Below are 21,780 nucleotides of genomic sequence, written 5' to 3'. Positions count from 1 at the left end.
CGTTAGCGCAATTCATGATGTTGTTCAGTAACCTAGAATGCGTTCTGTATTTTTGAAAACGTACTGGTGAATCCTGGGAGCATACGTGAAAAGAGTGTTTATTACAGGCACGGATACCGCCGTGGGTAAAACCGTTGTATCACTGGCATTATTACAGGCGGCGACACAGCAGGGGATAAAATGTGTCGGTTACAAACCGGTCGCGAAAAATGCCAGAAGGACGGACGAAGGGATGCGTAACAATGATGCACTGTTGCTGCAACAGGCGTCTTCACTGGATTTGCCATACCAGAGTATTAACCCATTTGCGCTGGAAGGCGATGAAATCAGTACCAGTCCGGGCTGCCGTGTCGACTACAGTGTGCTGAGCCGGGGTCTGGCAGATTTAAGTCGGCAGGCTGAGCAGGTGATAATCGAAGGTACCGGTGGCTGGCATTGCCTGATGAATAATGAACAACCACTTTCTGACTGGGTGATCAGTCAGAACCTACCGGTGGTACTGGTGGTGGGCATCAAACTGGGTTGTATCAACCATGCTTTGTTGACCGCGGAATCGATAATTAGCGATGGATTATCATTATGTGGCTGGGTGGCTAACCGCATTAACCCGGGGCTGGCCGAATATGCCAGTATTATTGCTGTATTAAAAAAACATCTTGGGGCACCACTGCTCGGAGAAATACCCTATTTGCCCAGGGCTGAGCAACGTGATTTAACTAAATATCTTGATTTGTCACGGCTTCACGAGCCGACGTATCGTATTTAAAGGCAGGGCGGAGGTCAGCAGGAACACCGGCGATGTTCCTGCTGGCTGCTGTCAGGATGACGGAGTACCAGCGTCATCGGCCAGACGTTTATAGACAATTTTCTGGGTATCATTCTGGCAATGACCCACGACCTGACCATCCTGTTGATCGGCCTGATCACTCGGCACAATATCCAGGCTGAATCCCGATTCAGGAACTCCGTTCGCAATAATCTTTTTACTGATATCCGCTTTCACTGATTCACAGGATGCCTGTGCCAGCAACGGGAAAGCCAACAACAACGCACTGGTTAACAGAACTGACTTTTTCATACTTAGCTCCTTTATGCTGATAAAAACTGCCCCCCAAATAAGGATTATGGAGTGACAGGACGCCCGGTACGACGATCAAGACATCGCAGAGTATTAGGTTCCCAGTAGGCGTTAAGATTCTCGCTTTGTTCACATTTATCACGGGTATCAAAAGCTTTATCAGCTTTATTAAATTCTTTTTCTGCCCGCTGGTTTATTTTATGGCGCAGTGCCTGTGTATCATCCCACTGCTGTTGGCTTTGACGGGCTTCCTCTTTCGTCATCGCATTATTGCCGTTATCGATAACAATATGCTGGGTTGCCGCCAGGCTTTCCGTGACAGTGGCCAAAAATCCACCCCCAAGGACTGCACTGAGAATAACAGGCAACATTTTTGAGGTTATTTTCATATTGGTTTCCTTTTATCGTTTTTCGGAAAGCTCATCATTGCTGTTCCGGCCGGCAAAAGTATAACACTTTTACCGGCGATACTATGACCAGGCATTTTACAATGGTTAATCACAATGCAGTGAACCACTGTCAGAGGTTACTGTTTTGCAACCTTCAGCCCACCATAGGTTTGACAGACGGGCATCATTTCCAGAGTATTGATGTTTACGTGGTCGGGCAGGGAAGAAACCCAGTATACCGCTTCCGTGACATCTTCCGGTGTCAGCGCCTTAGTACCGTCATAGACAGAACTGGCTTTACTGTCATCGCCTTTGAAACGCACATTGGAAAACTCGGTACCACCCACCAGGCCGGGTTCGATATTGGTCACACGAACCGCAGTGCCATGTAAATCAGTACGCAGGTTCAGGCTGAACTGACGCACAAAAGCTTTTGTCGCACCGTAGACATTGCCTCCCTGGTACGGCCAGCTACCTGCAGTAGAGCCAATATTAATAACATGACCTTTATTCCGGGAGACCATGCCAGGTAATACAGCATGGGTAACCAGTACCACTCCTTTAGCATTGGTATCAATCATAGTTTCCCAGTCATCCGGGTTGGCTTTCTGTGCAGGTTCCATGCCCAGTGCCAGACCTGCATTATTGACCAGAATGTCTATTGCCTGCCATTCTGCAGGTAGCTGGCTGATAGCCTGTTCGATGGCCTCACGGTCCCTGACGTCCAGTTGTAGTGGTAACACCTTGTCGCCATATTTTTCTTTTAGTTTTTCCAAACGTTCCGTCCGGCGGCCCGTCGCGATAACTTTATGGCCTGCGTCGATAAAACGGGCAGTAATCGTTTCACCAAATCCTGCTGTTGCACCTGTGACAAGAATAATCATATCCACACCTATTGTTCAGTTACTTGATGACAGATTAAAACATAGCATTGATAGACCAACTATGCTTCTTAATCGTTATTCATTGGCGGTAAACGGATGTGGGCGAATGCCCCATAAAGGTGCGGAAATTAACGCAATGGTGCGTAACTGATAGGTTTTTTAGTTATTACGGTAATGATTTTTTAGTGATTACTGTAATTATTGTTCACAAAATAATCGCAATGCTCTGTTGCAGAGAGGCGCAAACGATTGCACATGAATCAGTGGAGAAAAATTGATTTATCCGAAGAAGAAAATCATATCTTAATGAATTATAGAGAATTTTAAAAATTACTGGCTGGCACAGTGATTGCAATACTGATGACTGTAGTGAATAGATTGGTGATTACAGATGAGGGGGAATCCGCCACTGTCAGGGAACCCTCATCAGCATTCTCGCCGGGTAAACCGGCACTTATCGTATTTTAATTTTACCCATCCACGAAGGTTATCGTGGAGTTACAGAGGGAATATATGTTTCAACCAGGATTACAGGCGATACGCGGCGCATTCGTTGATTTTGCAGATATTGCGGGCGAAAACCAATCTATATCGGAACAATTTCGTTATCTGCCAGACGGACTACTTCTGACTGACAACGGTAAAATATGTTCACTGACTACCTGGAGCGATACCACTCAGATCCCCGCAAATGCGGCATTCACCGATTTACAGGGCAAGCTTATTATGCCCGGATTTATTGATACTCATATTCACTATCCACAGACTGAAATGATTGCTGCTTATGGGGAACAACTGCTGGAATGGTTACAGCAATACACTTTCCCCGTAGAGAGCCAGTACGGTGACCCGGAACATGCAGCGGCGATGGCTGAATTCTTTATTCGTCAGCTGTTCAGCCATGGAACCACCACTGCTCTGGTATTTGCTTCCGTTCATCCCCAGTCTGTGGATGCGCTGTTCGCAGAGGCGGAGAAATACACGATGCGGCTGATTGCAGGGAAAGTCATGATGGATCGTCATGCGCCGGAAAATTTACTGGAAACCCCAGAACAAAGCGCCGCACAAACACAGACCTTAATAGAACGCTGGCATGGTAAAGGCCGACTGGGATATGCCATTACCCCTCGCTTTGCACCTACCTCATCACCGGAATTATTAAAAAAAGCCGGCGATTTACGTAACAAATATCCGGGGGTATGGATGCAAACCCATCTGAGTGAAAATCTCCGCGAGACGGAATGGGTCAGTGAACTTTTCCCGGAGCAGAGCAGTTATCTGGGGGTCTATCATCATCATAAGCTGACAGGTAAACGTTGTGTGTTTGCGCACTGTATTCATCTGCAGGATTCAGAGTGGGATTGCCTGCAGGAAACGAAATCATCCATCTCGTTCTGTCCGACCTCGAATCTGTTTCTGGGGAGTGGTTTATTCAATCTTAAACGAGCCCGGCAACAAAGAATACCGGTAGGGATGGGGACAGATGTCGGTGCAGGGACCAGTTTTAGTCTGCTACGTACCCTGGGTGATGCCTATAAAGTTCAGCAACTGCAAAATTACAAGTTTAATGCCTGTGAAGCCTTTTATCATGCCACTCTGGGAGGGGCGCATGCACTGGATTTGCACCAGCAGATTGGTAATTTCGGCCAGGGTAAAGAAGCTGATTTTATCGTGATTGATTTACAGGCAACGCCTTTACAGGCAATGCGGAGCAGTAACAGTAAGGACATTTATGAACAGCTGTTTGTCCTGATGACACTCGGAGATGAACGTAACATTCTTCAGACATGGGTAAACGGTCAGTGTGTTTGGCAGCAAGGAACGACAGAAAACTGACATTGGAATCATCAACAGAGTAATAGTGGACCGGCAGGAAGAGGGTAACAGGCTCCTGCCGGAAAGACCGGTATCACCGGCCGAAATTCATTAGCCCAAAGGACCGCCTTCAATAGTTTCGCACATTCCACCAAGTACCCGTTCACCGGTCTCTTCACGAAGTTCACTGTACCACCCGGCAGTCGCTTGTGGATCTTTACCATGAGTAATATCACATCGCTTGCGCGCCTTCAGGATCAGATCTTTTACCCTGAGATTACGGCGGTTCTGGTAACGAAGCAGACTGTCTTCGATTCCTAGTGAGTGTGAAGCGAGAACCGACGCCAGAACAATCGCATCTTCCATGGCAGCACATCCACCCTGACCGATATCCGGGGTCGTGCTGTGGGCAGCATCACCTAATAAAGCCACACGTCCTTTAACAAATTCCATAAAGGGTTCAATGTCGTGGATTTCCACACGGTTGGTGGTCTGCGGATCAATAAGCTTAATCAGTTTCTGAACAGGCTGAGCCCAGCCCCTGAAATAGCCACTCAGGTCATCTTTAAGTGTTTCACGGTCTTCAGCAAGACCTTTTTCCAGTGGCACATCAAAAAAGAAATAGAAGCGGTTTCCACTGACCGGCATCAGGGAGACTCGTTTACCCTCGCCGACAAAAGTAGTCCATTGATCGGCCGGAGCTATAGATTCATCGACAGTCACCAATCCATTCCAGTTAACGTAACCCGCATAGCGGCGTTCCGTCTGCTGTCCACGCACATATTCCCTGACTACCGAATGGGTGCCGTCAGCAGCGATAAGAAAATCGCCACGGGCCTCGCTGCCGTCATCAAACCATACCTGTACCCCATGACTATCCTGATCAACGCGGGTGACACGTTTACCAAAATTAACCCTCTCTGCGCCGTAACTTTTAATGAGCATTTGTTGTAACTCTGCTCTGGCAACGGGATAGGGGTACTCACCCACACGCTCAACCAATGGCGACAGACTGAATCTGGTCAGTTGGTTACCACTGGCATAATCGTTATATGCCATCCAGGCCATATTACCGCCAAGCGCCTTAAGTTCATCCCTCAACCCGAGGGCGTTCAGACATTTAACACCGTTTGGCCAGATGGAAATTGCGGCTCCCACAGGTTTCATCTGTTTTACTGCTTCAAAAACTTCGGTTTCATAACCGCAACGACTTAACGCCAGTGCCGAACTCATCCCGCCGATACCCGCGCCAATAATTATTGCTTTCATCTGAATCTCCTTTTTTAAGGCTAAGCAGGTTCTGCAACTTTTGTACCAGTTGGTGATCGTGGCGGGATTTGTTTTATAATCGATAATTATCAATGAGTTATGATGATAACATTCTCTGTTTCCTCCGGGGTGGCATGCACTTAAATTGTGCATTCGGAATAACAGAGCGCTTTTATTGCACTTAAATGATCCTTCATGAATCAACTGTTTCATAAAATAGAGAACTTTTTAGATTCTCTGAACAGTGGCTGGTGGGATCGAAGCCTCAAATACGACATCTTAGGGGGTTGGGGTCCAATCGTGTACAAACCACGCTGGTAAGATATCATGCTGTTTTATCTATCAAAAAATCACCATCTGATGGATGGAATGATCCATATTTTCCCGAAATTTTTGTGTATACTTTGCTCCAGAGAAGTATCTACATTTTAAGGATGGAAGGTGAGATGCTATGAAAGTGAGTGAAGCAGCATTACTGAAGTCTGGTTTTAGCCATGCTGATCTACAAAAAATCAAAAACAATGTAGATAGTTATTGAGGGTGTTTGGGTGAATCCATTCATGACGTTTTAGAATTGTGATGTGGGTATTTTTCGGCTGTATGGTGGTATTTATCTGGGTAATTCTTTCAGGTAACCAACTTTACATTATTTCTACGGGTATAGGCTTGTTAATTACAATGCTCATCGTAATTTTCGTGCAACCGCCAGTCCTGTCTTACAAGTCCTGGCGATACTGTAGAATGTACCGGGCTAACGATGATCCTGGTCAGTAGATAATAAATCAAAGATCACTTTAGCTTTAACGCCATAGCCTAGTATTTTCATAGTTAGTTTCGGCCTGCTCATAGTATCTACTTTTTCTGAATCGGAGCAGAGTAAAAAGAACTCAACTGTGAAATCTTTGCCATAGCGATTACCCATTGATGATTCAGGGATTGGGATATTGCTACAGCCGAAGGTTATTTAGGGTAGGGAAGAGTAGTATTTGCTGGCTAACAAGTTTTCCTTGCTTCGGGGCAAAACTCACAACGGCCTTTTCACCTTGCAATTTTAACGACATTAAGCCAGCGAGTAACAATAAAATAAAACCCGCCCGAAAGCGGGTTAATATTAATTAACGAACTTGATATCTGTCGGGGTGCCTATCTGTAAAGTCACGGCTGTGGGCGTTAAATCACCATTTTCGGTGTTTCTTCTCAATTCAACCACATTATTTGAGAAAACGTTAGCGACAATCATGTACTGTCCGGTTTTATCAAAAGCAAAAGCTCTGGGTTCAATACCCCCTGAGGAAAAACGCCTGGTCAGCGTTAATTTTCCGGTAACCGGATCAGCTTTAAACACTACGATTTGATTAACTTTGCGACGGTTACCTACATACAGGAATTTATGGTCCGGGCTGAAAAGAATTCCGGCTCCTCCCTTATCGTCAGGATTTTTGCTTTCTGTCAGGTCGGCGACCTGAATTTCGGAAAGTTTATCGTGCTCTATACGATAAACATGCACTTTGGCCGACATTTCAGTACTAATGTAGGCGAATTTCCCGTCAGAAGAAAAGGTCATATGGCGGGGACCTTCTCCGGGTTTAAAATGTAAATCGAAATCCGGTTCTGGCGTCAGAGGTTGTGATTTTTCCCCATGATAACTGAAGGCATGCACTGTATCTGCTCCAAGGTCGGCAACGAATAACATTTTTCCGTCAGGGGTCATATTCACCGAATGAGCATGACCACCGTCCTGACGATCTTTAACTACATGCGAACCATCAATAAAGGGAATATGCTGAACTGCATCTTCTATTGCACCATCAGTCCGGAGAGGAAACAGGGTAATTCCCGCATGACCGGGAGCAACAGAGTAATTAGCAGCGATTAAATATTTATCATCTAAGGTGATTGTGGCGTGAGTTGGTTGTGAACCGAGGCTGTCCGCCTGATTAATGGTGCTGAGCTTGCCTTGTTTCCCCACTCTTAATGCAGTGACAGAGCCTGCATCATTTTCATTGGTGGTGTAGGCAAATTTATTGTTGTGGCTGAATACAATCCATGAAGGACTTGCCAGCTTTAACATATCCAAAGGGAGTAATGAACCATCACTATTCAGACGGACACGGTAGATCCCCTGGCTCGGATAAATGGCTTTTTGAACCATTTCACCAGTTGCCTGACCGGTCCATGAACCCACCAGAAAAGTCTGAGTCGGTAAATGATGAGCTGGTTGAGCCAGCGGAGAACTGTTTTCGGCATAACTGATGCCGGTACTCAACAACAGTGGGATTAACGAAAGTTTTAGTTTGTTGGTTATTCGGTTATTTTTTGGGTTTTTCATCTTTTATTAACACAGGTGACTTGAGTTAATAACTTATACATCATTAACCCCATATCTGGTAGCAATTTAACAACCAGTGATTAACATTAAGTGTCAATGTTTATTTTATAATCGATGATGATGAATCTGTTTTGGTAACGAAGAACCAGGAGATACAGTGTATTGTGTTGTTTGCCTGGTAAAGGTTTACCGCACCTTAAAAATTAGATAAAGGTTACAACCGATATTCAAAACATCTTCTGTTCAGACAAGAGAATTGAATGCTAAAATTACCCACAACCGGAGCGAGATAGTAAAAACATGACAGCAAAAAAAATCCACAATCTACTCATGATATTGCTGAGAAACAAAGAGAATAGTGAACTTAATGTCGTTAGCGGTAAGCAATCTCCAGAACCCCCAGGGAATGCTCCCGGTTGATCCATTTAACTTTGCTGGTGCCTAATCCCATAGGAAGATAGCCGTTCCCTGAGGATAACGATATTTTCCTGATGGTTTTATTTTTACCTTGTTGACAACTAAATATCACCGAATTTGAACTAATACTATGCATGCAGGGTGACTGATACAAATATCCGGTAAATATAATTCTACCGGTGTATGAAAAAGCAACTGATGGCAAAAAAAACAATATAATTACAAGCCCAATACCACTAAGTGATTTCATTTATGACTCCCGGAATCGTGTGTTACCCAATATTATTGTGGATCACAAACAATATAGTGAAGCTTATTAAAAATCACATTGATCGTACGTATCAAAATCACTAACAGGCTAAAAAATCAGATTATTACAACTTAACTTTACAGTAGAAAAAAATTCTTGCGACATGTTGTCTGCTTAAAGTTTAAACCGCGGACTGTTACGATTAAATAAATAAAATAAAACAGTACTGTTCGTGGCATATTATGCCCGACAGATTATAACTCATGGGTGTATGATTCGACTGCTGGGTTTAAGTTAGCTCTGTTTATGTTTTTTGGCAATCACTGATTTCGCAATTTTTCAGTTTTTTTTTGCATTACACGCAAAATGCACTAGTGACGGACCTGAGTGAGTACTTCCGAATATCACGAAATCACCATAAGACATTGAAATATATGGTTATAATTTTATTTCTGTATCATTGCAGATTAGTGTCAAGTTAACGTAACCATTATGATGAGCCGTTGTCAGGTAAGTTACAGGAAATTTTCATAATTATGAAAATTTCAGCAGGACTTGCACATTTTAGTCGTCAATCAAAAACTACGGATAAGCGGATGCAGCAAATATCGTCGCCTGCAAGCATCCAATGATTAACTGTTCGTTCTGGCGGTTACCCGGGGAGGAGTCATACAGGATTTAGCGGTTAATCCAGGGAATAATGATGAGCAGACATCAGGACAATGTTTGAGGGGAGTGATAATACGGTTTTCCCCCGTCATATGGCTATTGATATCTGCTACTGTTGATCACGCCAGTTAAGCCACAATCTGAGATCGAATTCAAGCTGGTGGTAGTCTGGCTCCATATGACAACATAGCTGATAAAAGGCTTTGTTATGCTCTTTTTCTTTCAGATGGGCCAGTTCATGTACCACAATCATCCTCAGAAACTCTTCAGGTCCTTCGCGAAACAATGTCGCAATCCTGATCTCATTATTAGATTTTAGTTTGCTACCCTGAACCCGGGATACAAAGGTGTTAGTGCCCAGCGTACCACTGACCGGATTTTGTTTGTTGTCATAGTAAACCTTAGATAAGGCGGGGGCATTTTTCAGGTATCGTTGCTTATATTCGGCAACGAACTGATACAGCAATTTATCACTCTGTATATCGTGGTGGGATGCATACTTTTTTTCCAGCCACCGGCCAAGCTTACCCTGATCAGCCAGATTCTGAACCTGACTGATAATGGAAGCAGGATAACCGTTCAGATATTGCAGTTGTTTCATAAAAATCAAATAAAAAAATGATAAAGAACTAATATAGCATTTTCAGCCTCTGCCTTACAGTATCATTGCCTTACCACCAGTTTTTCTGACATTTTCCGTTAGCAAATTTTGAAGTGGTCAACGGCTTTATTAGCAATGTTCAGGTTGGTCATACTCACCAATAATCATTGACGGATGGACTGACTGACGATGAGTTAATGACCGGAAAAAGGGCGGTTATTACTTAGGAATAGTACAATCATAATCCATGTTTCTTAGCTGTCGCGGGCTGGTATTCATTGTTCTTCGGAAAGCTTTTCGCATCACCGCGATATCTTTGAAACCACTCTCCAGCGCAATTCTGGACAACGACTGGCTGGTGTTTTGAATCTGACTTCTTGCATACTCAAGACGCTGATATTCAACAATTCGGGCAGGAGAAAGTCCCGTATGAGCTAATACTTCCCGCGACAACTGTCTGGGACTGATAAACACCTGTTCAGCCAGAGCCGGCACACTGAGGTCCTTATCCAGATTCTGACTGATATAATCGAGAAGCTTCTGTATTCTGGGTGAAGGTGGCGCTATTGACTGTAGATTCATAAACTGCATTTGTCCGCGAGTTCGTCGGTGAGGTATCAGTAAAATACGTGTCACCAGATAAGCTATATCCTTTCCATGCTCAGCCTCAGTCAGCGCCAGAGCGATATCCATCCCTGCAGTCGCCCCGGCTGAGGTCCAGACATTACCGTCCTCAACCACAATTTCATCGGGCATCAACTGAATGTCCGGGAGCATCCTTTTTAGTTCAGGGGCACGAGCCCAGTGAGTCGTAGCCCTTTTTCCAGAGAGTATTCCCGCAGCAGCCAGAATAAATGCCCCCGTACACACAGACACATAACGTGAAGCTATTCCGCTGTTCAGAACAGCGTGTATGGCCTGATCATTGCTGGCAGCATTAACGCCTCTTCCACCAACAACAATCAATGTATCAAAATTTTTTTCCTTAAAGGATGTTGTACGCATTACTGCGCCACAGGAACTTTTGATTTCGCCAGGGCAGACACTGCAAATATCGAGTGTATAGCGTTCTTCAGGTGTGAGCTGATCATTTGCGGTTTCAAAAACACAAAGCGGGCCGCTTAAATCAAGCAGATTGAAGTCTGGAAAAATAAGAAATCCTATGGATACCGCCATGTCTCAAAAGTACCTTTATATGTCATATGAGACAGAATGATAGTGCATCATAATCATTTCTGTAAACACTCAGGAGGAAACAAGATGAGTTATGTGACTGATAAACAACTGGCCAGCAAATTATCACAACTGACACCTGAAATATTAGAATTCCCGGATTTCGTACCAGGGGATCCTGTTAGTTGGCGAGTGAGAGCAAATGCACTATACACACTGGTCCGCAAGCACTTTCCTTTTCAGGAGGGTGTCAGTACCTGTGAATTTACTATCCCATATAAAAACAGTAGTTTGCCGGCACGCCGTTATACTACCGGCAATGCCTCCGGTGGGGTGGTTTTATATATCCATGGCGGAGGTGGGGTCGCAGGAAATATTGAATTTTATGATAAAATTGTTCGTTATTACTGCTGGCATAGCGGTGTAGATTTCATCTCTCTTGACTACGGACTGGCTCCGGAAACCTGCGGTCTGGAACAAACTGAGCAGGTAGTTTCGGCGCTTATATGGCTAAAAGAGCATAGTGCTGAACTGCTGATTGACCCTGAACGGGTAGTATTGATGGGCGATAGTGGCGGTGGAGGGATAGTGGCCTCTGCAACACTTGTGGCTCGTGACAGAAGTCTCAGTGTTGCCGGTACGGTGATGGTCTACCCGATGCTTGATCATCAGGCAGAAAATGAACTGTCAGAGTTGACACCTTTACTTTCTATTTCCAGGGAAGAAATTCAAACAGCCTGGTCGGCCAGGTTGGGAAAAGCCGTTGACCCGGCATTATTACCCTACATCAGTCCCTCCGCTGTCAGTGATTACTCTGGTCTTCCGCCTTTGTTCATCGACGTAGGGGAGTTGGATTTATTTCGCAGGGAAAATATTCATTGGGCTGCCAATGCGCTGCAGGCAGGTGCCTCAGTGGAATTTCATCTCTATCCCGGAGTTAATCACGGTTTTGAACTTCTGGCACCTGAATCTGATATTGCACTCCAGGCTTTTAAATTAAGGTGCGCGGCTATCCGTAGAATGATTTCATAACCCGCTCCAGTCAGTTCAGTGTTCAGGCTTATTCAGCAGATATTTAAACAGAGAAAATGGACTCAGACAGTGGATGGAGAGTCCTTTTTTCTGAACACGATAGTGCTCAACAGCATTAACTTATTTATGTACTGATCGATATAAATCAGCTTGACAGCTCTTGCGCACCCCTATAATGTACCAGTCGATATATAAATAGCTTATTACGCATCGGTTCTAACTTATCTGACTGACTGAAAACATTCAGAAAAGCAAGAAATCGCCATATTCCTTCTTCATTTCTGTTTAATAAAGAGAAAAAAATGCCTGACAAACAGCAATATAAACCGTGGGAAACTGTTCCTGTACGTACTCTACGTCGTGGGCATTTTTGGGTACCCGGTGAAAAAGTTAAAGATAATGGTTTGACCTATCAATGCGGACCAATGTACGTGGAATGGGAAGCCCCCGAGACCGTTACCCAGCCTTATCCGGTAGTCCTGATGCATGGTGGTGGCTTTCAGGGAACTGAGTGGTTTGATACGCCGGATGGCAGACCTGGCTGGGCGCAAAGGTTTGTTGAAAAAGGCTATGTTGTAATGGTGATTGACAGGCCCGGACACGGGCGATCTCCCTTCCACATTAAAACAATGGGGGCTATGGGGCCTGCATTTTCTTATGAGGGCGGGAAGCAGATTTATTTTCCTGGAGATGATAACAAGCATACACAGTGGCCATTTCCGGCGGAAGATTCTGAGGCCATGGATGAGTTCATAGCAGGCTATGGGCCTCTTCCTGAAGTTTTAGCCTATTCACAAACCATGGATGCCGATCGCATGGCGGTTTTACTGGATTGGATAGGGCCTTCAATACTTATAACACATTCTGCCTCCGGGCCTGACGGCTGGCTCACCGCTGACCGTCGTCCTGATAAAGTAAAAATGATTGTTGCCGTGGAACCCATGGGACCTCCATTTGCAGAAATCCCTAATATCGGATCGATGAAATGGGGGCCTGCAGCTGCACCTCTTAAATTTGTTCCGTCATTTTCTAATCCTGAGGAATTATTACGTGCAGAGCAGGGGAGTTATACACTTCCTTCCATTATGGGTAAACCTGTGTTGATTGTTACCGCAGAGGCTTCAGCATTCGCTGCTGCAAGTCCTCCAACGGCCGCATTTTTGAATGCCGCAGGTGCCTCTGTCGAAATCATGCATCTTCCGGATCACGGTGTTTATGGTAATGGCCATGGACTTATTTATGAAAAAAACTCTGATGAAGCATTAACTCCGGTACTTGCCTGGATTGAACAGCATTTAACGAATCAGCTAAGGTAGTTGTACCACCGAAAATAAGGAGAGCCGGACGGATTGGAGGTGAAGTTTGTCAGTAAAGTCTCTGATACACCGTTCGCTTTAGGGTCATAAAAATCCCCCTGAACACGGGAAAGTAGAAATTCTACTTTTCAATTTAGGGGGTTACCAGGCCTGAGGGTGAGTCTGTTATATGAGGCATCGCGTAATGTTAATTCCTTCATACCGACACTGATATCCTCACAGGTCCTGAGCCCTAAAATACCTCAGCAAATTTAGCGGAGAAAGTCAGAACACTGATCAACCGAATATCTGCCTATATTTTAGTAGCAGAGGGGCCCTGGAGCTCACGTCATATTGTGACACTGTCACGTTAATTGAATGCTTCTTTTAGCCTTATATTATCTCAACTGACTGTCTTTACTACCACGTCGGTTGTATCCGCTGTTGATTTCGTCCTGTTTATCCAGTTTATCCTGACAGTTTACACAATACCTGACACCCGCAAGTGCTTTTCGCCTGGCTTCCGGAATCCGGTCGCCGCACTCTTCGCAGAACTCAGCACTTTCGCCACGGCCAAGATGCTCACGGGCTCTGGCAACCGCGTCTTCTACGGTAGCATCGATTTGTTTATTAACTGCTCCGTCATCAGACCATCCACCTGCCATTTTTTGTCCTTACCTATTAGCCATGAAATAAGTATAGAAGAAAAGTATGCACTTCCTGAACCTGAGTTTGTCATCGTGAAGCAACAGGTCCAAAATCAGGGATAGTTTCCGGCGTCGCTACGTAAAATCTGAGTAAACTCCGGAGGTAGAGTCCACCTTTTTTTGCATAGCGACACGACTTAAACATGCTGTTTAATGGCCATTGGATGATCGTTGTATGTTTCAAAGATTAAATCATTGATTTAACGCACTTATATGTCTGAATATTGTCAGTCAGCGCCTAAAAAAATCAATAGATTTTCACCGGCTATCTGCCGCATATGCCGCAGGTCAGTGTTTATCCAATACAGTTGAGGCTCTGAATGACCTCGGGTGGCAGGACTAAATCGCCACTGGCAAGGTTTTGTTTCAGATGTTCAGGTGATGATGTTCCGGGAATGAGTAATATGTTGGGAGATCGCTGCAACAGCCAGGCCAGTGCGACCTGCAAGGGTGTCGCGTTCAAAGTCTCTGCGATGCCATTCAGTTCCTTTGACTGCAAGGGCGAAAAACCACCCAGCGGGAAGAAGGGCACATAAGGGATTCCATCTGCAGAGAGCTGGTTGATCATTGTCTCATCCTGTCGGTTTGCCAGGTTGTAAAGATTTTGCACACAGGCAACCGGCGTCATTGCACGGGCATCTCTGACTTGCTTTTCCGTTACGTTACTTAAACCTATATGGCGCACCAGACCACGTTGTTTAAGATTTAACAACGCTTCAATTTGTGGCTCAAGTGAGCCTTCTGCTGGAGCATGAACATCTAGCATTGATCGAAGATTCACTACATCCAGCACTTCAAGCCCCAGATTGCGTAGGTTATCTTCCACCGCATTGGTTATTTCTTCAGGGCTTGTGGCCGGTAACCAGCCGCCTTTTTTATCACGTCTTGCACCCACTTTGGTGACAATCACCAGCTCATCACTATAAGGATGAAGGGCTTTTTTGATTAGCTGATTGGTAATATGCGGACCATAAAAATCACTGGTATCGATATGATTAACACCAGCGGCTATAGCATCCCGCAGTACCTGTAAGGCACGAGCTTCATCAGGTGGTGGACCAAATACGCCTGCACCTGCTAATTGCATGGCACCATAACCGAGACGAGAAACCTCACGATCTCCAAGAATAAATGTTTTTGCTGGCTGTGACATAATACCTCCTCATCGTTGACAGGTAAGATTGTAACTGACGAGATGTTGTGCAACTATCCACATTAATCAGAACACAGTGTACGGGGTGGCGGACAATGGCAATGGATATGGCGCTGTTGCATGCAGTTGTTGCAGTGGCTAAAGCAGGGGGATTTCGTGAAGCAGCACGCGTGACTGGCAGTAATCCCTCCCGGTTAAGTGACGCGGTCCGTCGTGCCGAAGAACAACTCGATATTCGGTTATTTAACCGTACAACGCGTACCGTGGTATTGACCGAGGCGGGTAGAGTACTGATGTCCCGGCTTTTACCTGCGATGAATGAAGTGGATGCAGCACTTGATGCACTCAATACGCTACGTAAGACACCCTCAGGAATACTCCGTATTAATGTTCCGGTAAGTGCGGCACGCCTCGTATTACCGGATATTGTTCCAGGATTTTTACAACGCTATCCGGATATTCAGCTTGAAGTGGTCGCCGAAAGTAACGTACAGGATATTTTTCGGGATGGCTGTGATGCCGGAATTCGTTACGATGACCATCTTGAGCAGGATATGGTCGCTATGCCAATAGGTCCGCGCACCCAGAGATTTGCTGCTGCTGCGGCGCCGGCATATCTGAACCAGTTTGGTACACCTCAGCATCCACGTGAGTTAATGCAGCATCGGTGTCTGCATGGCCGTTATGCAACAGGCGTCGTTGCGGAATGGGAGTTTAGTTCCGACGGTGAACGAATTTGCCTGCAACCGAAAGGGCCGCTGATTTGTAGTATTGGAGCCGCAATGGATCTCACGGTTGAAGCAGCTATTGCTGGTGCCGGTGTGGTGTATCTGTTTGAGGACTGGCTTAAGCCAGCGTTTAAAAACAAGACATTACAGCCGATTTTACAAGACTGGTGGCTCAGTTTTCCAGGTTTATGGCTCTATTACAATGACCGCCGGTTAATCCCGGCACCGTTAAAAGCTTTTCTGGACTATGTTCGGGAACTTAATCATCAGGCGTTTGCTATCTTAAAGTGAAACGGAGCGAGCACAGCAGAATGGAAATAAAGAAAATAGTATTCCTTGTTTTTTATTTACCTCCATTTTTACTAAGGCAAGAATAGTAAATGAGATAAAAATCGTGGAAACAGGAGCCTGGGATAGTGATAATCGTGCTGAATATGAAAAGGAAGGCTGTAAGACATTTAATCCGACCAGAGAACAACTAATCCATTATTTCTCTAAGGCCCGGGAATCATCCTCCAGTGGTGACTGGATAAATGAGTATTATTCTCCTTGTATTGCATCTGGTAAAGTTAATTTTAAGGATGGAAGTTCAGGCGACTGGAGAATACATTCTAGTGGGCTTGGATGGGTTGACTTTATTAATAAAGAAAGGCGATATTTCTATTTTGATAACAATGACTGGGAGAAAGAATAGGAATACAGAAAGCCTGTAAAAAACAGGCTTTCTTCAGGTTTTATTTAGAGCAGCGTAACTACTTTATAGTAAATTTTGGCAGTGTGAAAATGACAAGTTTACAGCTAACGTGGATGATTACCTGTCAAGTATGCTTCAGAAAGCGAAGTTGTTCTGGAAGAGCTCAATTGCAAAAAAAAAACAGGGAGATAGGGCGAGTATCAATAGATCATTGATATGACCGAAATGGCAGCCGCGCAGGAATCTATTATTCATTAAAGTCTATTTAACATAATATACATTATGCGTACCAGTGTTGTAGAGGCAAAGTTGTAATGTCCGTTTATGGCAAAGTTCAAATGTCCTAAGAAGCCAATCGCCTCAAAATAATTCAGGACATCATTGATGGCCGCATGAAGACCAGCCGTGCCGCTGAGCATCTTGGTATTTCACCTCGCCAATGCAGACGTCTGATTGCTCGTTACCGTAATGAAGGCCCACTGGGTGTGACCAGTAAACGTACCGGGCAGCCGAGTAATAATCAGTTACCCTTAGGTATGTCTGAGTATGAAATCTCCATCATACGGGAGCATTACTCTGATTTTGGTCCCACGCTCGCGTGTGAAAAGCTAAGTGAAGTTCATGGGGTTTATCTATCGAAAGAAACTGTGAGAAAGCTGATGATCCAGGCAAATTTATGGATACCCCGGCAGCAACGTGCACCAAAGATTCAACAGCCTCGGTATCGTCGCCCCTGTGTCGGAGAGTTGGTTCAATACGTAGATGATGCAACCAGCCGGCTAATGCAACTTCTTTTTGTGAAATCGGAGTCTACATTCACTTACTTCGAAGCTACGCGAGGCTATATAGAAAAACATGGTAAACCGCTTTCACTATACAGTGATGAAGCCAGTATATTCAGAATTAACAACAAAAATGCCACTGGAGGCGATGGTATTACACAATTTGGACGAGCCATGAATGAGTTAAACATTAGCACTATTTGTGCTGAAACCAGCTCAGCAAAAGGCCGTGTTGAACGTGCGCACCTGACTCTTCAGGACCGCCTGGTTAAAGAGTTCCGGCTTCAGGGGATATCATCAATTCAAGATGCCAACTCGTACGCTGAAATATTTATGGCCGATTACAATCGTCGTTTTGCTAAAGTTCCCCGACATGATTTTGATGTCCATCGTCCACTTGAAGCTGATGATGACCTTAATGCATTTTTTACCTGGAGAGAACCCCGTCGGGTATCAAAGTCTTTGACTGTTCAGTATGACAAAGTTCTTTATCTTATTGAAGATAATGAGCTAAGTCGCAGAGCTATCGGGAGATACATTGAAGTATGGCACTATCCAGATGAAAGAAAAGAGCTTCGCCTTAACGGGGTTTCACTTCCCTACTCCACTTATGATCACCTTTCAAAGATTGATCAAGGTGCTATTGTTGATAATAAACGGCTTGGACAGACTCTTGAATTTATTCAACTGGTGCAAAACAATCGTGATAATAACCGCTCTCAGTCGGCCCCCTCCGGAAATGGTCCTTCCCGTCGGAAAAACGCGGCAAAGACTAAGAAATCACAGCGTTCACTCAACGGAAATGACATGCTGAATGCACTAACGGAATTACAATCAAGATCTACAGAAAGATTCTCCTTTAGAATGACCATATAGTCCGGGAATAGGTCCTGTTTCTTTCAGTCTTTAAAGGTCTAACCTTGATATGCGTGTTTAAATTTCAGTTTCAAATTGGCACTCGAATCATAAAGCATTTTCATACTTCGTTGCCACATGATCAGTTACCTAGATTGAAATTAGTTGTGCGTTATCTAGCTGTATTAGCTCAGGTCTCTAAGCCAGTGGCAGCAGATGCTATCTGAACTGGATTTGAAGGTTCTAAACGGACACTGCAACTTTGCTGAAAGGCGGACATCTGAACTTAGCCTTGACAAGTGTGGCGGAGAACGAAAACTGGTCAGTTCTGCCAGTTAATCATCTCATCAAGACCGGAAAGCAATGCATGAAAATAGCTCTGGTCAAGGTAGAACGTGTCGATGATTTTAACGCTGTCCGCATTATCTTCAGGTTTCATCATGATAGTTATTTCCGCAGTATCATGATGACCAACCTGGCTGACCTGTAAACTAAAATGACGTTCTAAGCTGTCAAAAGATATATCAGAATGAGTTTTTTGTTTAACTAAACTATCATAAAAAGATTGAAATTTTCTCCTTAAATCAATGAGTTCAGTCACAGTGAAAGCAGTACTATACTGTGCCGTTAATACAGGTAACTTATATTCCACAAACGTTTTTATCCAGTCGTCTGATAGTTCATCTTCTGCAAATTCTCTTTCATAAGGCGATAACTGAAATTTCAATGTCCCAACGCTTATATCAATCATGATTACCCCTAAAAATATTTGAAATGGCTGATTGTCCAATCCTTTTCCCGAACAAGGACTTCAAGAGTATATTTTTTGTAATAATAGGTTCCTTTTGCCTGCTTGTTCTCAACAAGCCTATACATTTCAGTTTCATAGCGAAAAACCCCCTGTTTTTTCTGTGGATCTGGCATACGTCTACCATAGCGAATGGCTTTTTCCTGAAGCTGCAAAGGCACATAGCGCCCAGGGTTATACATATGCTTTGCTGCGGTTTCTGTCATTTTAAGATTACGGGCTGACAAACCCATTTTTAACCGACCTCGTAAGAAAAAGACGGTACTTTGACTAAGTTTTACCGTGACAGCCGATCTGATCCCACTTTGCAATAATGCCCTGCCTGCCAGAAAAATGCGAAAAACACCGGCTGCGAGTAAAGCAATATCAAGTGGATCAATCAGCGGCGATTCCAGTGGGGCTTCTTCCAGTCTGACAAAAGTGCCATCAGTATCATAAATTCGCCACAGACCGGGAGCCTGTGAAACAGAATAACCAATGCACATTCCGCTTTCGTCATCAGTTATTGGTTTTGCATTGTGGGGTAAGATTTGGGGTCGGATTTCAAAAAATTCCCCCCGAGGCAACCGTGACGGAAAGGTATAATAACGGCCGGGTTCTTCTCTGGCTGCAAGTCCTGTTGTCATAAAAAGATTCCTTCTGGTCAATCAGATGTGCAGGGATCATATAACACTTTTTTCAGCACTACATCACCATTAACACTGACCGTCAACTGGCTACTATCGACGATGATTCTACGTTACCCGTTTCTCCAGACAAACCAGAATCAAATGCAGTAAATGAACAGCCTGACTTCATCACCCCATCACTCGCCCTTTATCGTTGGTAAATCTGTACCTGACACACGCGAATCAAACACAATTTCTTTATTACCATCAATAATGTAGCGGAGAGCCAAAATCAGCCCTCAGGTGTGTGTCAGTCATACAACCAGCGGCCAGCTTTAGCTGATTCGATAATCATGTTGATGGTTAACGGTTTTTCGTCTTTACGGTGTTTCGAGAAATAAGACTGGAAGCTTAAGTCTTCAAAGTTAAGATTGAATATCTCAAATATTTCCAGCAACAGCTCCGCTGCTTCCATGGGATCCATATTCATCGAATGATTCAATGATGTTTCGCCGGTTAAAGGTTTTACCCTCAAGGCTGACCATGTAATGCCATTCCATGGCTCAATAAGCTCATAAATTCGCTTTTCAGTAGCATCTACCATATTTTGTCACTTCCCCTGGCAATACGGTTGTAATCTCTTACCGTTCTGTAAGAGATTTGTGAAACATCTGACGCCAGAATAACCCAGCCTATTACAGGAACAGCTCTCCCAGCGAAAGTGCCAATTCTGTTTACCATTTTGATTCTAAGTATTGACGGTGGATAACCACCTATGACGGAAGGAAGCCTGATAGGTCTGGGGAAACGAGCATTGCCAAAAAATCTACGCGCCCCTTTTGAGGCAATAGATGTATCAGGTATTGCTCCAGCAAGTTTTCCACTTACTGGCAAAACATTCAACCCAGCCACGATAGAAACAATCGCCCCAAAATCCTGCACGCCCAGCTGAATGGCTGTGTTTTCGCAGAAAATCATAAACAGCAACTGACTGGCAGTCAGGTTTGAACGACCTGCATAAAAATACGTGTTATTAAGTTCCTCGACTGTATCCATACTGTCATCTCCTGATTAGAAACAGAGTTATGTCCTTTTTTGAGCACCTAATACCCAGAGTTGTTATAACACTTTTTTAGGAATCGTTCATTATTTGTACCATAGGTAAGGATGGCAGAATCTGGCGTGACCGGTAAGAATTCGGAACGTCGAAATCATCCTGGAGCGGGAGTTACTCTGTACCGTACGCAAAGCGAAGGCCAAAAGCCGCCCGCCGTCGACAATGCCCTACCCAACGCCGAAGTATTAAAGCCCCCTGCTATCTTATGTCCGGATGCAGAGCTGGCAGCAAGTCGTTGATAACTCGCTCAGCCGGAATATTCAGGTCAACTTCTATGAACATTCCCTCACGGTTAAAAGCATCCACCAAATACTGTAAAGGTCAGTATTTGTTAATTTAGTGGGCAATTGTTTTATTTCTCTAGTCCGAATTTAAAAATCTGATTACAATTAATTTCAATTTATTTATAATACGTCCTTCGATTAACCTGTTCTGGATGTTCAGATTTGTTCTCACTTATCCGATTTTCCCGAAATAAGCTACCAGCAGTGCTCGCTATTTTTGCGATTTTGTTGCTGTTTATTGCACCGGTTATATCGAAGAGTCTGGAATATCGTAGAATTGATAATCGAGAAGAACAGGCAGAACACACATCGTCCGAAAACTCACATCAGATGCACATGATGGCAATGAGCGATGATTCTGTGATGGACGACATGGACATGCATGGCATGCACACGGATGCAGACACACCCCACATATCGTCACAGTCTTCAGACACTACGTCTGGTCTGCCTATGATGATGCATGATGGTGGCATGATGGATGATATGGCTTGCGGTTATTGTGTCATGCTGATCCACCTTCCCCTTATGCTGTGGGTATTCGTTGCGATTGTCTGGCTCACGTTTAAGGTTTCACTGGCACCGCCTCCTCCTCTTGTTATCCGATTTTTCATCCTGTTTTTCCCGGGTATTGCCCAGCCCCGTGCACCACCCCGCTGCTTTTTTCTTTGCTCATCCACTGTTATTTAATATCAGCGTTTAGCAACAATAATTCCGTAATTATAATGCGTTCAGCGCAGGACTTTTATTGCCCTAAATAAACTGTGAAATACTCCGGTTTAAAATACAGGCAGTAATAGCTGTGAGAGCCTTTTTATCTTCTGCTATACGCGGAGGATAGGC

General features: G+C 44.4%; 21 protein-coding genes and 1 pseudogene. 8 read left to right on the top strand and 14 right to left on the bottom strand.

What is annotated here, in order from left to right:
- Nucleotides 1–85: 85 nt before the first annotated feature.
- A complete protein-coding gene (bioD, locus tag HA49_RS04415) occupies nt 86–766 on the top strand; it encodes a dethiobiotin synthase (protein ID WP_038020707.1) in 681 nt (226 codons plus the stop codon).
- A gap of 51 nt (nt 767–817) precedes the next feature.
- Here the strand turns inward: bioD and HA49_RS04410 are convergent, their stop codons facing one another.
- From HA49_RS04410 to ydfG, 3 genes are all read right to left on the bottom strand, one after another.
- Nucleotides 818–1,078 (bottom strand): DUF1161 domain-containing protein, encoded by a 261-nt coding sequence (locus HA49_RS04410; protein ID WP_038020706.1) that lies wholly within the window; start codon nt 1,076–1,078, stop codon nt 818–820.
- 44 nt (nt 1,079–1,122) lie between these two features.
- The gene (locus HA49_RS04405; RefSeq protein WP_038020705.1) at nt 1,123–1,467 is read right to left on the bottom strand and encodes a DUF1283 family protein; all 345 of its coding nucleotides are present in this window, start codon (nt 1,465–1,467) and stop codon (nt 1,123–1,125) included.
- A gap of 137 nt (nt 1,468–1,604) precedes the next feature.
- Nucleotides 1,605–2,351, bottom strand: coding sequence for a bifunctional NADP-dependent 3-hydroxy acid dehydrogenase/3-hydroxypropionate dehydrogenase YdfG (gene ydfG / locus HA49_RS04400; protein WP_038020704.1), 747 nt, complete (start codon nt 2,349–2,351; stop codon nt 1,605–1,607).
- A 513-nt stretch (nt 2,352–2,864) separates the two neighbouring features.
- Here ydfG and guaD point away from each other — a divergent pair.
- Nucleotides 2,865–4,187 carry a guanine deaminase gene (guaD, locus tag HA49_RS04395; protein WP_038020703.1) on the top strand — a complete coding sequence of 441 codons (1,323 nt, stop codon included), beginning with the start codon at nt 2,865–2,867 and terminating at the stop codon, nt 4,185–4,187.
- 90 nt (nt 4,188–4,277) lie between these two features.
- Here the strand turns inward: guaD and hpxO are convergent, their stop codons facing one another.
- From hpxO to HA49_RS04365, 5 genes are all read right to left on the bottom strand, one after another.
- The gene (hpxO, locus tag HA49_RS04390; protein WP_038020702.1) at nt 4,278–5,435 is read right to left on the bottom strand and encodes an FAD-dependent urate hydroxylase HpxO; all 1,158 of its coding nucleotides are present in this window, start codon (nt 5,433–5,435) and stop codon (nt 4,278–4,280) included.
- A 1,111-nt stretch (nt 5,436–6,546) separates the two neighbouring features.
- A complete protein-coding gene (locus HA49_RS04380; protein ID WP_052752433.1) occupies nt 6,547–7,764 on the bottom strand; it encodes a lactonase family protein in 1,218 nt (405 codons plus the stop codon).
- 373 nt (nt 7,765–8,137) lie between these two features.
- Nucleotides 8,138–8,431, bottom strand: coding sequence for a hypothetical protein (locus HA49_RS04375; RefSeq protein WP_038020701.1), 294 nt, complete (start codon nt 8,429–8,431; stop codon nt 8,138–8,140).
- Nucleotides 8,432–9,209: 778 nt separating this feature from the next.
- The gene (locus HA49_RS04370) at nt 9,210–9,701 is read right to left on the bottom strand and encodes a M48 metallopeptidase family protein (RefSeq protein ID WP_038020924.1); all 492 of its coding nucleotides are present in this window, start codon (nt 9,699–9,701) and stop codon (nt 9,210–9,212) included.
- A gap of 219 nt (nt 9,702–9,920) precedes the next feature.
- Nucleotides 9,921–10,877, bottom strand: a complete 957-nt coding sequence (locus HA49_RS04365; protein ID WP_038020699.1) for a GlxA family transcriptional regulator — start codon at nt 10,875–10,877, stop codon at nt 9,921–9,923.
- An 84-nt stretch (nt 10,878–10,961) separates the two neighbouring features.
- On the opposite strand from HA49_RS04365, the gene HA49_RS04360 reads away from it, so the two are divergent.
- Both HA49_RS04360 and HA49_RS04355 read left to right on the top strand, forming a co-directional pair.
- Entirely contained in the window at nt 10,962–11,906 is a 945-nt protein-coding gene (locus tag HA49_RS04360; protein ID WP_052752432.1) for an alpha/beta hydrolase, read from the top strand.
- 302 nt (nt 11,907–12,208) lie between these two features.
- Nucleotides 12,209–13,222, top strand: a complete 1,014-nt coding sequence (locus HA49_RS04355) for an alpha/beta hydrolase (protein WP_038020698.1) — start codon at nt 12,209–12,211, stop codon at nt 13,220–13,222.
- A 377-nt stretch (nt 13,223–13,599) separates the two neighbouring features.
- Here HA49_RS04355 and HA49_RS04350 read toward each other — a convergent pair whose 3' ends face one another.
- Nucleotides 13,600–13,866 carry a DksA/TraR family C4-type zinc finger protein gene (locus tag HA49_RS04350; protein WP_038020697.1) on the bottom strand — a complete coding sequence of 89 codons (267 nt, stop codon included), beginning with the start codon at nt 13,864–13,866 and terminating at the stop codon, nt 13,600–13,602.
- 337 nt (nt 13,867–14,203) lie between these two features.
- Entirely contained in the window at nt 14,204–15,061 is an 858-nt protein-coding gene (locus HA49_RS04345) for an oxidoreductase (protein WP_038020696.1), read from the bottom strand.
- 95 nt (nt 15,062–15,156) lie between these two features.
- Here HA49_RS04345 and HA49_RS04340 point away from each other — a divergent pair, with 95 nt between their 5' ends.
- From HA49_RS04340 to HA49_RS04330, 3 genes and pseudogenes are all read left to right on the top strand, one after another.
- Nucleotides 15,157–16,080, top strand: a complete 924-nt coding sequence (locus HA49_RS04340) for a LysR substrate-binding domain-containing protein (protein WP_038020695.1) — start codon at nt 15,157–15,159, stop codon at nt 16,078–16,080.
- A gap of 103 nt (nt 16,081–16,183) precedes the next feature.
- Nucleotides 16,184–16,483, top strand: coding sequence for a hypothetical protein (locus tag HA49_RS21405; protein WP_156994549.1), 300 nt, complete (start codon nt 16,184–16,186; stop codon nt 16,481–16,483).
- Nucleotides 16,484–16,830: 347 nt separating this feature from the next.
- Nucleotides 16,831–18,141, top strand: a pseudogene (locus HA49_RS04330) (ISNCY family transposase); the annotation flags it as partial.
- Between the two features lie 301 nt (nt 18,142–18,442).
- Here the strand turns inward: HA49_RS04330 and HA49_RS04325 are convergent.
- The 4 genes from HA49_RS04325 to HA49_RS04310 form a co-directional block, all read right to left on the bottom strand.
- The gene (locus tag HA49_RS04325) at nt 18,443–18,871 is read right to left on the bottom strand and encodes a WapI family immunity protein (RefSeq protein ID WP_038020692.1); all 429 of its coding nucleotides are present in this window, start codon (nt 18,869–18,871) and stop codon (nt 18,443–18,445) included.
- Between the two features lie 8 nt (nt 18,872–18,879).
- On the bottom strand, nt 18,880–19,554 hold the full coding sequence (locus HA49_RS04320) for a hypothetical protein (RefSeq protein ID WP_245610152.1): 675 nt from the start codon (nt 19,552–19,554) through the stop codon (nt 18,880–18,882).
- A 292-nt stretch (nt 19,555–19,846) separates the two neighbouring features.
- The gene (locus HA49_RS04315; RefSeq protein WP_038020691.1) at nt 19,847–20,140 is read right to left on the bottom strand and encodes a DUF1493 family protein; all 294 of its coding nucleotides are present in this window, start codon (nt 20,138–20,140) and stop codon (nt 19,847–19,849) included.
- On the bottom strand, nt 20,134–20,592 hold the full coding sequence (locus HA49_RS04310) for an STM2901 family protein (protein WP_038020690.1): 459 nt from the start codon (nt 20,590–20,592) through the stop codon (nt 20,134–20,136). Before HA49_RS04310 ends, HA49_RS04315 begins: the two co-directional genes overlap by 7 nt.
- Nucleotides 20,593–21,099: 507 nt before the next feature.
- Here HA49_RS04310 and HA49_RS04305 point away from each other — a divergent pair.
- Entirely contained in the window at nt 21,100–21,627 is a 528-nt protein-coding gene (locus HA49_RS04305; protein ID WP_245610151.1) for a DUF2946 domain-containing protein, read from the top strand.
- Nucleotides 21,628–21,780: the final 153 nt, after the last annotated feature.

Source organism: Tatumella morbirosei, from assembly GCF_000757425.2.
Taxonomy (GTDB): Bacteria; Pseudomonadota; Gammaproteobacteria; order Enterobacterales; family Enterobacteriaceae; genus Tatumella; species Tatumella morbirosei.
Note: the sequence above shows the minus strand (reverse complement) of the source record. Positions and strands in the feature narration are given on the sequence as shown.

Bases quoted from the DNA above. Each gene is read 5' to 3' on its own strand.
- HA49_RS04410 (WP_038020706.1), bottom strand. From the start codon at position 1,078: ATGAAAAAGTCAGTTCTGTTAACCAGTGCGTTGTTGTTGGCTTTCCCG.
- HA49_RS04405 (WP_038020705.1), bottom strand. From the start codon at position 1,467: ATGAAAATAACCTCAAAAATGTTGCCTGTTATTCTCAGTGCAGTCCTT.
- ydfG (WP_038020704.1), bottom strand. From the start codon at position 2,351: ATGATTATTCTTGTCACAGGTGCAACAGCAGGATTTGGTGAAACGATT.
- guaD (WP_038020703.1), top strand. From the start codon at position 2,865: ATGTTTCAACCAGGATTACAGGCGATACGCGGCGCATTCGTTGATTTT.
- hpxO (WP_038020702.1), bottom strand. From the start codon at position 5,435: ATGAAAGCAATAATTATTGGCGCGGGTATCGGCGGGATGAGTTCGGCA.
- HA49_RS04380 (WP_052752433.1), bottom strand. From the start codon at position 7,764: ATGAAAAACCCAAAAAATAACCGAATAACCAACAAACTAAAACTTTCG.
- HA49_RS04375 (WP_038020701.1), bottom strand. From the start codon at position 8,431: ATGAAATCACTTAGTGGTATTGGGCTTGTAATTATATTGTTTTTTTTG.
- HA49_RS04370 (WP_038020924.1), bottom strand. From the start codon at position 9,701: ATGAAACAACTGCAATATCTGAACGGTTATCCTGCTTCCATTATCAGT.
- HA49_RS04365 (WP_038020699.1), bottom strand. From the start codon at position 10,877: ATGGCGGTATCCATAGGATTTCTTATTTTTCCAGACTTCAATCTGCTT.
- HA49_RS04360 (WP_052752432.1), top strand. From the start codon at position 10,962: ATGAGTTATGTGACTGATAAACAACTGGCCAGCAAATTATCACAACTG.
- HA49_RS04355 (WP_038020698.1), top strand. From the start codon at position 12,209: ATGCCTGACAAACAGCAATATAAACCGTGGGAAACTGTTCCTGTACGT.
- HA49_RS04350 (WP_038020697.1), bottom strand. From the start codon at position 13,866: ATGGCAGGTGGATGGTCTGATGACGGAGCAGTTAATAAACAAATCGAT.
- HA49_RS04345 (WP_038020696.1), bottom strand. From the start codon at position 15,061: ATGTCACAGCCAGCAAAAACATTTATTCTTGGAGATCGTGAGGTTTCT.
- HA49_RS04340 (WP_038020695.1), top strand. From the start codon at position 15,157: ATGGCAATGGATATGGCGCTGTTGCATGCAGTTGTTGCAGTGGCTAAA.
- HA49_RS04325 (WP_038020692.1), bottom strand. From the start codon at position 18,871: ATGATTGATATAAGCGTTGGGACATTGAAATTTCAGTTATCGCCTTAT.
- HA49_RS04320 (WP_245610152.1), bottom strand. From the start codon at position 19,554: ATGACAACAGGACTTGCAGCCAGAGAAGAACCCGGCCGTTATTATACC.
- HA49_RS04315 (WP_038020691.1), bottom strand. From the start codon at position 20,140: ATGGTAGATGCTACTGAAAAGCGAATTTATGAGCTTATTGAGCCATGG.
- HA49_RS04310 (WP_038020690.1), bottom strand. From the start codon at position 20,592: ATGGATACAGTCGAGGAACTTAATAACACGTATTTTTATGCAGGTCGT.